The following is a 13,867-nucleotide window of genomic DNA, read 5'->3' on the forward strand; positions in this document are numbered from 1 at the left end:
AGAGAGAGTAATGGCACTAGTAGGAACGTTAGTAAATGGAGTTGCGATTATTTTTGGAGCATTACTAGGTTCACTTTTTAAAAAAATCCCTGAAAATGTAAAGGCAACGGTGATGCAAGCCATTGCCTTAGCTGTTGTTATTTTAGGAATTGGAATGGGGTTAAAAAGTGAACAATTTTTAATTGTTATTGGTAGTCTGGTCATTGGGTCAATATTAGGTGAAAAATGGGCGCTAGAAGATCGTTTGAATCAGCTTGGTCAATGGTTAGAGAAAAAAATCGGGGCAAAGGAAGACGGGAAAGTGGCCAAAGCTTTTGTAACAGCAACATTAATCTATGTTGTTGGTGCAATGGCGATTATTGGGGCGTTGGATAGCGGGTTAAGAGGAGAACATTCCGTTCTTTATACGAAATCAATGCTTGATGGATTTTCTGCAATTATTTTTACGTCTACATTAGGTATTGGGGTAATCTTTTCAGCAATTCCAGTTGTAGTTTATCAAGGTGCGATTGCTTTGTTTGCCACTCAGATTGACCGATTTATTCCGGTAGAGTTAATGGATTCTTTTATCGTTGAAATGACAGCAACAGGTGGAATTATGATTGTAGCTATCGGGTTAAATATTCTTGGAATTATAAAGGTCCGAGTCGCTAACTTACTTCCAGCGATTCTTGTTGTTGCTTTCCTCGTGTCGGTAAACTACTACTGGCAATCTATTATCGCTCTGTTTTCATATTTCTTGTAAAAAAGACATCATAAAGAAAAAAAGACTCTTCTTGCAATTGTAAGAAGAGTCTTTTTGATTATACAAACTTTGTTTTCATTGATTGTAATAATGAACTTTTTGTTGCTCTTTCTTTCGCTAATTGTTTGTCAACGAGATAAATACTTTCAGCGATAATGTCTGATATTTTGATTACAACATGTAAGCGTGTGTTTTGGAGAACAAAATACTCCATAAACCCGCCAATATTCACGATTCCAGTTATATGGATATCGCCTACTTCAGGGAGCTGTTTATTAACTGCTGCACCAGGTTTAACTGGCCCATCTGCTAAAGAGATTGTTCCAACGCTATTCATTCTTCCTAAACAAGCATCAACACCGATAATGTATGGATTTTGATGGATTTTTTTAATTTCAACCAATTGTTCATTTAAATTGACAGCATGAACAGGGTTTTCCAATGTACCGTATACGTGAAAAGATGAGAGGCTTTTATTTACTAAGTTCGTACCAACGAGAGGACCAAGAGAATCACCTGTAGAGCGATCTGTACCAATACAAACGATGACAATATCCTGTCTTCCGGAAACAGGCAACAGCCTTTTTAAATTTGTAGAAAAGTTTTCAATCGCTTGCTCATCTTCAAAGTGAACCTTATAAGAAAACTTCTTTGGGAAAATTTTGCGTTTAGGAATCATATGATCCTCTCCTTTGCAATAGTAGTAATAGTATACGGAATTTTTTACCTTTCTATACATTAAACGGAGAAAAATACGGAGGAAAGGAAGAAGAAAAATGTGGCGGAACGGATTTAAATGGATGTTTTTAATTATCGGAACAATGATCGGAGCAGGGTACGCATCAGGACGTGAATTATGGGAGTTTTTTGGTGCTGAAAGTGGACTCGCTATTATGATCTTTACCGTTTTATTTATCATTTGCTGTTCAGTGATCATGAAAATTAGCTTTCGTTCTGAATCAACACATTATTTACCAATATTGCAATCTCTTATGGGGAAAAAATTGACAGGCCTCTATGATATGATGATTATTCTCTATCTATTTTCGACAACAGTAATTATGCTTGCCGGTGGAGGAGCAACACTTGAAATTATTCAATTTCCATATTGGATAGGCATTGCCGTTATCGTATTTTTACTTGTTGTATTGTTTTTATGGGATACAAAAGGGATGACTTCAATGAATTCTTTTGTTATTCCACTATTAATTATATTTTTAGTTGGAGTGTTATCTGTATTTCAAATGTCCATGGGTTTCTCAATTGAAATTGATTTATCAAAACAGCAAAACTGGCCGACCGCCTTTACATTTACTGCTTTAAATATTCTCCCTCTTGTTGCTGTATTAGCTGCTGTTGGAAAAGAAATAAAACATGAAGGTGAAGTTTGGATTGCCAGTATTGGCAGCGGTTTATTGCTCGGTGGGATATCATTTTTGTATAATGAATCGCTACTGAAGGTAGCTCATGAAATTATGCTTTACGAGATCCCCTTATTTGCAATTTTAAAGCATTATCCTTATTATATGATTCTTGTTATGTCTGGGTTACTGTGGACAGCCATTTATACAACTGCTGCGGCAGGCGTGTTTGGATTAGTCACTCGTTTTCGTAATTATATTAAATTACCATTATGGTTATTAGCTCTACTATTGTTGCTTATGATGATTCCGTTAACGACATTTGGATTCTCTAACTTGATTGCTTTCCTATACCCTTTATATGGCGTTTTAAACTTGTATATCCTGGCAGCAATATTACTGTATCCAATTACTAAACGTACGAATATGTAATGATTTGTAGTTATGTTGTATAATGACAACAAAGCACATTCACGGAAAGAAGGGAAGTGGTATAGGAATGGTAAATAAAGAGTTTGACCTACATGATGTTGTTGAAATGAAAAAACCTCATCCGTGCGGTGAAAATCGTTGGAAAGTAATTCGGATGGGGATGGATATTCGAATTAAGTGTTTAGGGTGTGACCATAGTGTATTAATTCCTCGCCGTGAATTTACTCGAAAGCTAAAGAAAGTTTTAGCAAAACAAGAGGATAAATAATATCATGAACATGCTTGGCGCAAGTATCCTTTTAAAATGGACAACTTGCGCTTTTTATATTGTTAGTTGTTAAAGTTTGATGTATAAGTTAGCAGTTATTTGAATACTTGCGCTTTTTTTATAATGTCTAGCTCCAGTGGGCATCGGCTCGAGGTCGGTTCAGACCAACAAACGTGTCCAAAGGCAGGACACTTTTTGTTGGTCTTCCACCGCTTGTCGCCGATAAACAGCCCACTTGCGCTTTTTTTATATTGTCAATATAATTGGTAAGGATGTATAGAGAACGAATGTTTATTGTGATAAATGTTAAAGGAAGTGGAAATTATGGCGTTAACGACTGGAATTGTTGGGTTACCAAACGTAGGGAAGTCAACTTTATTTAATGCAATTACTCAAGCAGGGGCAGAATCAGCAAACTATCCGTTTTGTACAATTGACCCGAATGTCGGGATTGTTGAGGTACCAGATCACCGTCTGACAAAACTAACTGAGCTTGTTGTACCGAAAAAAACAGTACCTACTGCTTTTGAGTTTACAGATATTGCCGGTATTGTTGAAGGAGCAAGTAAAGGTGAAGGATTAGGAAATAAGTTTTTGTCTCACATTCGCCAAGTTGATGCAATCTCTCATGTTGTCCGTTGTTTTGAAGATGAGAACATCACCCATGTTGCTGGGAAAGTCGATCCAATTTCGGATATTGAAGTTATTAATTTAGAGCTGATTCTTGCTGACTTAGAGTCAGTGGAAAAACGAATCGATCGTGTTGCGAAACTAATGAAGCAAAAGGATAAAGAGGCAATGGCAGAGCATGAAGTGCTTGTCAAACTAAAAGAAGCATTTGAAAATGAAAAGCCTGCCCGCAGTGTTGATTTAACAGATGAAGAAAAGAAAATTGTACAAGGTATGCACTTATTAACGATGAAGCCAGTTCTTTATGTAGCAAATGTCAGTGAAGATGGATTATTAGATGCTGACAATAATCCACTCGTTCAGAAGGTACGTGAATTTGCTGCAGGAGAAAATTCTGAGGTTATTGTTGTTTGCGCAAAGATCGAAGAAGAAATCGCTGAACTAGAAGGCGATGAGAAGGCGATGTTCTTAGAAGAACTAGGGATTAAAGAGTCAGGATTAGATCAGTTAATTCGGGCAGCTTACCATTTACTTGGACTAGCTACGTACTTTACAGCTGGGGTCCAGGAAGTACGAGCTTGGACAATTCGCCAAGGGACAAAGGCTCCGCAAGCGGCAGGTGTCATTCATACAGATTTTGAGCGCGGATTTATTCGGGCTGAGATCGTTTCTTATGATGATTTAATCGAAGCAGGATCAATGGCTGCGGCCAAAGAAAAAGGGAAAGTTCGCCTTGAAGGTAAAGAGTATGTCGTAAATGACGGCGACATTATTCATTTTAGATTTAACGTATAAAATAGTAATGGCAGCACTTCTAATTAATGTATCATAGAACAAATGCGAAATTTAGCTTGTTTTGTTTTATACAGTCTGTTATAATCTGATAATGCGAGTAATTAACACACCGTTAATTATTTGCTCCTTGCTCCTGAAATCAGGAGCCGCTTAGACCAAAAGGAGGTGACTTGGAATGCGTAAGTACGAAATTATGTACATTATCCGCCCAAACCTTGAAGAAGCAGCTACAAAGGAAGTAGTTGAGCGTTTTAATAACGTTTTAACATCTAACGGAGCTGAAATCGAAAAGGCAACAGAAATGGGTAAACGTCGTTTAGCATACGAAATTAATGATTTCCGTGAAGGTTTCTATATGCTTCTTAACGTAAATTCAAATCCAGCTGCAATCGCTGAGTTTGATCGTCTAGTTAAGATTAACGAAGATATCATTCGTCATTTAGTAACGAAAGACGAAGAATAATATGTAACAGGGGAGGGGTACTGATGTTAAACCGCGTTGTTCTAGTTGGGCGATTAACGAGAGATCCGGAATTGCGGTTTACTGCAAATGGAGTTGCAGTAGCTACATTTACACTCGCAGTGAATCGACCTTTTTCTAATCAGCAAGGAGATCGTGAAGCAGATTTTATTAATGTTGTAGTTTGGCGTAAGCCAGCTGAAAACGTGGCGAACTACTTGAAAAAAGGTAGTTTAGCAGGCGTTGATGGACGCTTACAAACGAGAAATTATGACAACAATGAAGGACGTAAAGTGTTTGTTACTGAAGTTGTAGCCGATAGTGTTCAGTTCTTGGAGCCTAGAAGTGCTGGTGGATCTGGTGGCGGCAACCAAGGTGGCGATTTTTACGGAAATCCTCCAGGCCCAATGAATGATAATGGATTTAGGAGTCAAAATCCTGGTCCAAATCGGAACAATAACTCTCGGTTTGACGAAGACCCTTTCGCTAGTGATGGTAAACCAATTGACATTTCAGATGATGATTTACCATTTTAAAAACGATACAATACGTGCGATATAATAAATAAAAAAGATGAAAGGGGGCTTTCAACATGGCTGGTGGACGTCGTCGTGGACCAAAGCGTCGTAAAGTATGTTACTTTACAGTAAACAAGATCAAAAAGATCGACTATAAAAACGTTGACTTACTTAAGAAGTTCGTTTCTGAACGTGGTAAAATTTTACCTCGTCGTGTAACAGGGACTTCTGCTAAGTACCAACGTCAATTAACAACTGCAATCAAGCGTGCTCGTCAAATTGCATTGTTACCATATGTAAGTGGTGAATAATCACTTATATTGAGGCAGCAAGGGTTAAAACCTTGCTGCTTTTTTGTATGGTGTTTTGCAGCAGAATCAAAGAATGGTGTATTGAATAAAAAAAGGTGGCTTTGGAAAAGGTATGAGTAACTATTACTATTTCGTTTAGCATTTCGTATAAAGTGAGCTAGTTAGAATCCTAAAGGGTGGAAATTATGAACAGCATTATTGTTGCATTACCAGCTTATAATGAGGAAATAGGTCTGCCAAAGTTATTAGATAAATTAATCAATGTAAGAAGATATATGACTAAGCCGTTGGAAGTTGTCATTGTCAATGATGGTAGCACAGATCGGACAAAGCAAGTACTTGACCACTATTCGACTAATTATCCGTTTATTACATACATTGATCATGAGCAAAATAAAGGGCTTGGTGAAGCAATGAAAACTTTATTTACTCATATTTTGCATGGTTATGGTGATGATGACATAGTTGTTACCCTAGATGCTGATAATACCCATAACCCGAATATTATTCCATCGATAGTTTCGAAGTTAGAAAAAGAGAAGTTGGATGTCGTGATTGCTTCTAGATTTACCGAAGGTGGAATAGAGGTTGGTCTATCACCATTAAGAAAGTTGTATAGCCGCGGAGCAAAACTGTTTTTTAAAGTGTTTTTTCCAATTGCAAATGTTAATGATTATTCGAGCGGTTACCGAGCATATCGAATTCAATACCTTAGGAAAGCGTTCAACCTTTATAATGGAAAAGTAATAACGTCTAATGGATTTGAGTGTATGGTGGAATTGCTGGCCCGTTTTAGTAAGATTGGAATCAAAGTAGGGGAGTATCCTCTTGTTTTAGAATATCATTTGAAAGAAACACCTAGTAAGATGAATGTAGTAAAGACAATTACAGGTTATTTTACATTATTATCAAAAGTGAAAAAACCACCTCGATTAAATTAAGAAAGGAAATTGTATGACTAACCTTATCATAATTCTTGTTTCGGTCTTATTGGGTTCAATTGGGCAAGTTATACTTAAAATTGGCGCAAATAAATTAGGGTCATTATCGTTTGGCTTACATACCATTTTTTATGACCTTGTTCGTATTATGAAAACCCCAGAAATCATGCTGGGGCTCGTTTTTTTTGGTTCAAGCTTTTTATTGTGGGTTAAGGTATTAACAAAATCAGAACTTAGCTATGCCTACCCAATGGTAAGTCTCGGTTACATTAATGTCATTATTCTTTCTTACTTTTTATTCAATGAATCTTTCACAACAATGAAAGTTATCGGTAATATTTTTATCATTATTGGAGTTATTCTTTTGAACAAATAAAAAGGGGTTGTCACTTATGACATCCCCTTTTTGATTACTGTAACTGGAAAAAAGAATAATCACTATCATTAATAATAACGTTAATCTTTTTATAATGTTTCTCTAAATAGTTTCGATAAGAATGATCCGTATCTCCGTAAATATATCCTTTCACTGGAAAAAAATATCTTGCTCCATGTGAAACAAAATACTTTAACTCCTCCTCAGGACCTTTCGGAATGTAATCATAATAATTAATGTTAGCCCTCCAGCCTTTCCTGGAACTGGCATTTAAAAGTTCGGGTGAAAAGGTTCCGATTACAATTAAATCATCATCTTCTGTATATTGTTTCACGACCTCTGCTTGTTTAACTAAGCCAGCTTTCTCTTCAAAGTATGGTTTCACTTCTGAAAAACTAACAATACTGATGATTGTCATCAGCATAATAAAGGGAACAAAACCACCTACCCATCTGAAACAATAAGCTAATGGCTTGGCAGCAAAGATCGCTATAACTGGACTAATAAAAACAAGGTAATAGTTAAATTGAATGACGGCAACGATCGTTACCATTTCTAAAATGAAAGCAAGTAAAAGTAATACGATTGGATACTCAACCTTCCAATTTGTCATGAAAACTCCGATTAGAAATAAGCTAAGGCAAATGAGAGTAAAAGATTTCGGTAAATACGTCTGAAAAAAGTCTAATGCCTCAGGTGTAAAAAGAGCTGTGGTGAATTTAGGAATAATATGCTTTGTCCCTATTCCACTTACAAAGTTAAATTCGGCCACTGATTCTAGCCACTTAAAATAAATAAGTGGTGGCAGTAGTGAAATGGCGGCAAATATCCACAGCTGCCATGTTCTAAAAACGTTTTGTTTATATTTCATGATGCTCATGATAAGCATCGGGATCCCTGCAAAAATCGTTGGAACTTTAATAGAAATCGCTATTGCTGTCATAAAAGCAGCTGCGATAATGGCCCAATTTTTCTCTTCGATGATCCATTGACAAAAGAAGTAGAAAGCACCTAAAAAAAAGAAAAGAGCTGCAGCCTCTGGCATAATCGCTCTTGAGAAATAAAGGTTTAACGGAAAAATCGAATAGAGCAATGTGGTTATCCACGCCATATTCATGGAGTAAAACCTTTTTACGATGTAAAACAGGAAATATGCTGACCCAGTAAAAAATAAGAGCGGAATTAGTCTTGCTATTTCATAATGGAATCCAAATAGTTTATAAAGGATTGCGATAAGAAAAGTTGTAATTTGGAATTCAAGTTGTGCATAATTTGGTGGGACACCATCATAGTTCAATTGTGGATAGAGGATATTAAACCGATCCTCAACAAAATTACGAGCCATTGATTCAGTATCGCTTTGTCGCCAGGACTCTCCGATTTCAAAAGGAGAATGAGAGAGATAAGGCAGCCTTAATGAGAAGATGAATAATAATAAAATTATGAGAATTACTTTTTCGGATGAACGTAAGGGCTTCATAAATAGGACTCCTAAAGGTTATGTACTATTTATTTATTATTTCCAAAATCAGCTGAAAAAATCGAAATAGTTATGCTTTATACCAATTGTTGCCGCCTTTTTATTTTTTGTTTAGTATAGAAATATGATATTCTTTTTACAGTTGCAAAAGAAACAAATAGGAAAATAGGCTGTTTTTGAAACTTGGAGTTTATAATGCCTGCTTTTTTCCGATAAAGAAGTTAGAAGCATATAGTTATTAGAAGGGCAACTTTCTCTTGAACTAGAGAGAAGTTGAGAAGAGGTGGAAGAGTGAGAGAAACAAGAAAGTTAACAGAGGGAGCAATAATCGCTGCTCTGTTTGCAATTATTCTTTTTTTAACATTATATGTTCCGATTGTGGGGTCAATCGTTATTTGGCTATTGCCGATTCCTTTTATCATTTATGTATTACGGCATGGTTTAAAGTCCGGGCTCTCACTATTAGTGGTTACATTTTTTGTTTCATTTATTATCGGCGGGGTTATTGTTTTACCGTTAACATTTCTATTTGGCACAGGTGGGATCGTTGTTGGTGAACTGTACAGGAGAAAGAAAAACGCCTTTACTGTATTGTTAGGTGGAAGTTTGACGTATATGGCTAACCTTATTCTATATTTTGCGGGGAGTATCGTTCTTTTTGATATCCATCCGATAAGAGCCATTCAAGAGATGATGCTGCAATCCGTACAAACCGCAGAAAATATGTTAATTGGAATCGGTCAAGAAAATACAGATCAGCTCGAATCATTTATTACATTGATTGAACGTATTGATGATCTAACACCAAGCATGATTATTTTAACAGGAGTTACGTTCGCACTGATCATTCAGTTGATCGCCAAAATCGTTGTAACCCGTTTAGGTCATGATGTGGAAGGGTTTAAACCATTTCGTAATTGGATGTTCCCAAAATCATTTCTTTGGTATTACTTGATTGTTACCTTGTTTGTTATCTTTGGTGTTGAGGAAGGAACGTCACTCTATCTTATTGTTTGGAATCTCTTTCCGATATTAGAGCTAATTATGACGATCCAAGGTTTATCGCTCATCTTCTTTTACTGCCATCATAAGCAAATTGCAAAAGCATTACCTATCAGTATCGTAATTGCAGGATTTATTTTCCCATTTGTTCTTTATCTTGTTCGAATCTTAGGTATAATTGATTTAGGATTTGATTTACGTAAGCGGATGAATACACAAGAGAAGTAGGAGTTGAAATAATGCCAAAGTTCTTATTGAAACGCTGGCATGGTTATCATGTGATTGCCTTATTTGTATTGGCAACATTATCTATTGCAGTTTTAACCTATTACCAATGGATAATCGGCTTATTAGGTTTTTTTCTGTTAGGGCTATTATTAATTTATGCACTTCAAGCAAAAGCCTCATTTATCCATGATTTAGAGGATTATATCGCGACATTGTCCCATCGAATTCATAAGTCCGGGGAAGACACCTTTTTGAAGTTACCGTTCGGGGTTGTTCTTTATAATGAGAATTCGGCTATTGAGTGGGTAAATCCTTATATGACGTCATTTATTAATAATGACTTATTAGGACACCCTCTAGAAAAGATTTCAAAAGAGCTTACTACAGCTCTGGAAAGCAAAGAAAAGAAAAGAATTATTACGATTAATGATCATAAATATCTGCTTAGCTTTCAAAGAGAAGAGGGAATCGTTTATTTCTTTGATGTAACGGATCAGGAAAAAATAAAAAGGCTTTATGAAGAAGAACAGCAAGTCATTGGATTTATATATTTAGATAATTATGATGAAGTAACACAAGGAATGGACGATCAAATTCTTAGTAAGCTCGTAAGTCAAGTTACATCATCTTTAAATAGGTGGGCGCAAAAGCATGATATTCTTCTTAGAAGAACATCTTCAGACCGCTTTATTGCGATTTTTAACCAACGGACACTTGAGCTTGTCGAGGAAACAAAATTTGATATTTTAGACGAAATAAGAGAGTCAACCGGGAAAGAGAAAATTCCGTTAACATTAAGTATTGGAATTGGAAGCGGTGAATCTTCGTTAAGAGAATTAGGAGCTTTGGCACAGTCCAGCTTAGATTTAGCCCTTGGACGTGGCGGAGATCAAGTAGCTATTAAGCATAAAACGGGCAAGGTGCGTTTTTATGGCGGGAAATCTAATGCTGTTGAAAAAAGAACCCGTGTCCGGGCCAGGGTAATCTCTCATGCACTGCGGGATTTTGTAAACGAAAGTGATCGAGTCGTAATAATGGGACATAAAAATCCTGATATGGATGCAATCGGTGCGGCAATTGGGATATTTAAGGTTGCTGAAGCAAATGGAAAAGAGGGCTATATTATTCTCGATAAAAATGAGCTTAATTCCGGTGTTCAAAAACTCATGGATGAAGTTGAGAAGCATGACCGGTTATGGGCTCACTTTATTACACCCGAAGAAGCACTGGAAGAGATGACTGACCGAACGTTACTCGTTGTCGTTGATACACATATTCCGTCACTAGTAATTGAGCCGCGTTTGCTGAAAAAAGTTGAGCGTGTTGTCGTTATCGATCATCATCGACGTGGCGAGGAATTTATTACTGACCCTGTGCTTGTCTATATGGAACCGTATGCTTCATCAACTGCAGAATTAGTGACTGAATTGCTTGAATACCAACCAAACCGAATAAAAATGGATATTTTGGAATCAACCGCCCTGTTAGCCGGGATCATCGTTGATACAAAAAGTTTTGCCCTCCGTACAGGAGCGCGAACATTTGATGCGGCTTCTTATTTAAGATCTCAAGGTGCAGATACTACTTTAGTCCAAAAACTATTAAAAGAAGATATAGAGCAATATGTGAAGCGATCAAAGCTAATTGAAAGTGCAACAATTTACAAAGGTGGTATCGCCATTGCTAAAGGGCACCCGGATAAATGCTATGACCAAGTGTTAATTGCGCAAGCTGCCGATACCTTGCTTACAATGAATGATGTGATTGCATCGTTTGTTATTTCAAAACGAAAAGACGGCAAAATAGGAATTAGTGCTCGCTCATTAGGCGAGGTGAATGTGCAAGTAATTATGGAGGCTCTTCAAGGTGGAGGGCATTTGACACATGCGGCAACCCAAATTAAAGGCATATCGATTGTTGAAGCGGAAGACATGTTAAAAGAGATTATTGATGATTACCTTAAAGGAGGAGAAGAGTAATATGAAGGTTATTTTTCAACAAGATGTAAAAGGAAAAGGAAAAAAAGGTGAAATCAAAAACGTATCTGAAGGTTATGCAAGGAATTATCTTTTTCCTAATAATCTAGCTGTCGAGGCATCAAAGGGTAATGTAAAAACGTTAGAGGTAAAGAAGCAAAGTGAAGAGAAAAAAGCTGCTGAAGAATTAGAAGAAGCAAAGCGTTATAAAGAAGAGCTAGAGAGCCTGACGGTTGAAGTGAGAGCGAAGTCTGGTGAAGGCGGGCGCTTATTTGGAGCAATCTCAACGAAACAAATTGCAGAGACTTTAAAGAAAATGAAAAAGAAAGTTGATAAAAGAAAAATTATGCTAGATGAGCCAATTCGTGCACTTGGTTATACAAATGTTCCAATTAAGCTTCACCCAGAAGTAACTGCAACTGTTAAAGTCCATGTTGTAGAGGAGTAAAAGTTAAAGTCAATAACAACACACAAGATATTTACTGTTAAATATTGATTGTGTGTTGTTTTGCTTTTTCATAGTAGAATAGAAAACATGTGTTAGATTATGAGGAGAGGGAGGAAGGTAGCATGAGTGATTTATACGCAGACCGTACGCCCCCGCAGAATATCGAAGCAGAGCAGGCGGTAATTGGCGCTATTTTCCTGGAAGAACAAGCGATCGTAACAGCTTCAGAGAGACTGGCTCCTGAAGACTTTTATCGTGCCGCTCATCAAAAAATCTATACAGTTATGCTAGATTTGGCGGAAAAAGGGGAACCGGTAGATCTAATTACGGTAACAGCTGAGCTTCAAGACCGAAAGTGGTTAGAAGAAATCGGTGGAGTATCGTACTTAAGTGATGTAGCCAATGCCGTTCCTACAGCTGCAAATATTGATTATTACTGTCAAATCGTTGAGGAGAAATCAACGTTGCGTCGTTTAATCAGAGTGGCAACAACGATTGCTGCTGATAGTTATACAGCTGAAGAAGAAGTAGATTCAATTCTCAACGATGCCGAAAAAACGATTCTTGAAGTTGCCCACAGAAAAAATACCAGTGCTTTTATATCAATTAAAGATGTACTCGTAGAGACGTACGATAATATAGAGATGCTCCAAAACCGTCAAGGTGATATTACAGGGATTCCGACTGGTTTTATCGAGTTAGACCGTATGACAGCGGGATTCCAGCGCAATGATTTAATCATTGTTGCTGCTCGTCCATCGGTCGGGAAAACAGCCTTTGCATTAAATATTGCGCAAAATGTAGCAACGAAAACGGACGAGAATGTCGCGATATTTAGTTTAGAGATGGGTGCAGCCCAACTCGTCACTCGTATGCTTTGTGCGGAAGGAAATATTGATGCACAGCGAATGCGTACTGGACAATTGCAAGAAGAAGACTGGACAAGATTAACGATGGCAATGGGCAGTCTTTCGAAAGCCGGAATCTACATTGACGATACACCCGGTATTCGAGTAAATGATATCCGTGCCAAATGCCGTCGTCTCAAGCAGGAAAAAGGTCTTGGAATGATTCTGATTGATTACTTGCAATTAATTCGCGGTAATGGCCGAAGCGGTGAAAACCGTCAGCAGGAAGTTTCAGAGATTTCTAGATCATTAAAAGCTTTAGCGAGAGAATTAGAAGTTCCGGTTATTGCTTTGTCACAGCTTTCACGTGGAGTTGAATCAAGACAGGACAAACGACCAATGATGTCCGATATTCGTGAATCAGGAAGTATCGAGCAGGATGCCGATATTGTTGCCTTTCTATACCGTGACGATTATTACGATAAAGAAACAGAGAATCAAAACATTATCGAAATCATCATCGCTAAACAACGTAATGGTCCAGTTGGCACTGTTGAATTAGCGTTCGTAAAAGAATACAATAAGTTCGTCAATCTTGAACGGCGTCACGACGAAAGCAGTATGCCACCAGGAGCGTAAAAAACAGTTGAAAGTTGAAAGTTTTACACACCAAATGATTCCTTCTAGCAAATAAAGCTAGGGGGATTTTTTTAGTTTAGAGTTTAGAGTGTAGAATTTAGAGTTGATTGAAAGCATTTTCTAGGACGCCTTCTTTGTATTACTGACAATGGTCTTCACTCTAAACTCTAAACTTTCTTTTAACGAACATAGTATTAATAAAAAACAAAAAATGTTCGGGTTTTATTGACTTTTTTTTAGAATATTTGGTACACTAATAAATGGTTTCAGACATTATTCTTTTTAAAAACAGGAATTTTTACATACACTAATGTCGTTGAAACAACAATGATTGTTGTTAAAGAAATGATGATTAATATTAAAATTTTAAAACATGGATAATGCACAAGTGTATTGTGTCATTATGATC

General features: G+C 37.0%; 15 protein-coding genes. 13 read left to right on the top strand and 2 right to left on the bottom strand.

Going from position 1 to position 13,867, the window contains the following annotated elements:
* Positions 1-10 precede the first annotated feature (10 nt).
* A complete protein-coding gene (locus ACJ2A9_RS14850) occupies positions 11-745 on the top strand; it encodes a DUF554 domain-containing protein (protein ID WP_441422459.1) in 735 nt (244 codons plus the stop codon).
* A gap of 58 nt (positions 746-803) precedes the next feature.
* Here ACJ2A9_RS14850 and yyaC read toward each other — a convergent pair whose 3' ends face one another.
* Positions 804-1,424: a spore protease YyaC gene (gene yyaC, locus ACJ2A9_RS14855; protein WP_441422460.1), complete on the bottom strand. Its 621-nt coding sequence runs from the start codon at positions 1,422-1,424 to the stop codon at positions 804-806.
* 97 nt (positions 1,425-1,521) lie between these two features.
* On the opposite strand from yyaC, the gene ACJ2A9_RS14860 reads away from it, so the two are divergent.
* From ACJ2A9_RS14860 to ACJ2A9_RS14895, 8 genes are all read left to right on the top strand, one after another.
* Positions 1,522-2,538: a YkvI family membrane protein gene (locus ACJ2A9_RS14860; protein WP_441422461.1), complete on the top strand. Its 1,017-nt coding sequence runs from the start codon at positions 1,522-1,524 to the stop codon at positions 2,536-2,538.
* Between the two features lie 67 nt (positions 2,539-2,605).
* Positions 2,606-2,806, top strand: a complete 201-nt coding sequence (locus ACJ2A9_RS14865) for a DUF951 domain-containing protein (protein ID WP_441422462.1) — start codon at positions 2,606-2,608, stop codon at positions 2,804-2,806.
* A 324-nt stretch (positions 2,807-3,130) separates the two neighbouring features.
* Positions 3,131-4,231 (top strand): redox-regulated ATPase YchF, encoded by a 1,101-nt coding sequence (gene ychF / locus ACJ2A9_RS14870; protein ID WP_441422463.1) that lies wholly within the window; start codon positions 3,131-3,133, stop codon positions 4,229-4,231.
* A gap of 175 nt (positions 4,232-4,406) precedes the next feature.
* Positions 4,407-4,694: a 30S ribosomal protein S6 gene (gene rpsF / locus ACJ2A9_RS14875; protein WP_441422464.1), complete on the top strand. Its 288-nt coding sequence runs from the start codon at positions 4,407-4,409 to the stop codon at positions 4,692-4,694.
* Between the two features lie 23 nt (positions 4,695-4,717).
* Positions 4,718-5,227, top strand: a complete 510-nt coding sequence (gene ssb / locus ACJ2A9_RS14880) for a single-stranded DNA-binding protein (protein WP_441422465.1) — start codon at positions 4,718-4,720, stop codon at positions 5,225-5,227.
* A 56-nt stretch (positions 5,228-5,283) separates the two neighbouring features.
* Positions 5,284-5,520, top strand: a complete 237-nt coding sequence (rpsR, locus tag ACJ2A9_RS14885) for a 30S ribosomal protein S18 (protein ID WP_441422466.1) — start codon at positions 5,284-5,286, stop codon at positions 5,518-5,520.
* 185 nt (positions 5,521-5,705) lie between these two features.
* Positions 5,706-6,461: a glycosyltransferase family 2 protein gene (locus tag ACJ2A9_RS14890; RefSeq protein ID WP_441422467.1), complete on the top strand. Its 756-nt coding sequence runs from the start codon at positions 5,706-5,708 to the stop codon at positions 6,459-6,461.
* Positions 6,462-6,474: 13 nt separating this feature from the next.
* Positions 6,475-6,837, top strand: a complete 363-nt coding sequence (locus ACJ2A9_RS14895; protein ID WP_441422468.1) for an EamA family transporter — start codon at positions 6,475-6,477, stop codon at positions 6,835-6,837.
* A 34-nt stretch (positions 6,838-6,871) separates the two neighbouring features.
* On the opposite strand, the gene ACJ2A9_RS14900 is transcribed toward ACJ2A9_RS14895, so the two are convergent.
* On the bottom strand, positions 6,872-8,317 hold the full coding sequence (locus tag ACJ2A9_RS14900; protein ID WP_441422469.1) for an ArnT family glycosyltransferase: 1,446 nt from the start codon (positions 8,315-8,317) through the stop codon (positions 6,872-6,874).
* 291 nt (positions 8,318-8,608) lie between these two features.
* Here ACJ2A9_RS14900 and ACJ2A9_RS14905 point away from each other — a divergent pair, with 291 nt between their 5' ends.
* The 4 genes from ACJ2A9_RS14905 (at position 8,609) to dnaB (ending at position 13,458) form a co-directional block, all read left to right on the top strand.
* On the top strand, positions 8,609-9,547 hold the full coding sequence (locus ACJ2A9_RS14905; RefSeq protein ID WP_441422470.1) for a YybS family protein: 939 nt from the start codon (positions 8,609-8,611) through the stop codon (positions 9,545-9,547).
* An 11-nt stretch (positions 9,548-9,558) separates the two neighbouring features.
* Positions 9,559-11,526 carry a DHH family phosphoesterase gene (locus ACJ2A9_RS14910; RefSeq protein WP_441422471.1) on the top strand — a complete coding sequence of 656 codons (1,968 nt, stop codon included), beginning with the start codon at positions 9,559-9,561 and terminating at the stop codon, positions 11,524-11,526.
* 1 nt (position 11,527) lies between these two features.
* On the top strand, positions 11,528-11,971 hold the full coding sequence (gene rplI, locus ACJ2A9_RS14915; protein WP_441422472.1) for a 50S ribosomal protein L9: 444 nt from the start codon (positions 11,528-11,530) through the stop codon (positions 11,969-11,971).
* Positions 11,972-12,093: 122 nt separating this feature from the next.
* Positions 12,094-13,458: a replicative DNA helicase gene (gene dnaB / locus ACJ2A9_RS14920; protein WP_441422473.1), complete on the top strand. Its 1,365-nt coding sequence runs from the start codon at positions 12,094-12,096 to the stop codon at positions 13,456-13,458.
* Positions 13,459-13,867 lie beyond the last annotated feature (409 nt).

Source organism: Anaerobacillus sp. MEB173, from assembly GCF_052119505.1.
GTDB lineage: Bacteria > Bacillota > Bacilli > Bacillales > JBJMAU01 > JBJMAU01.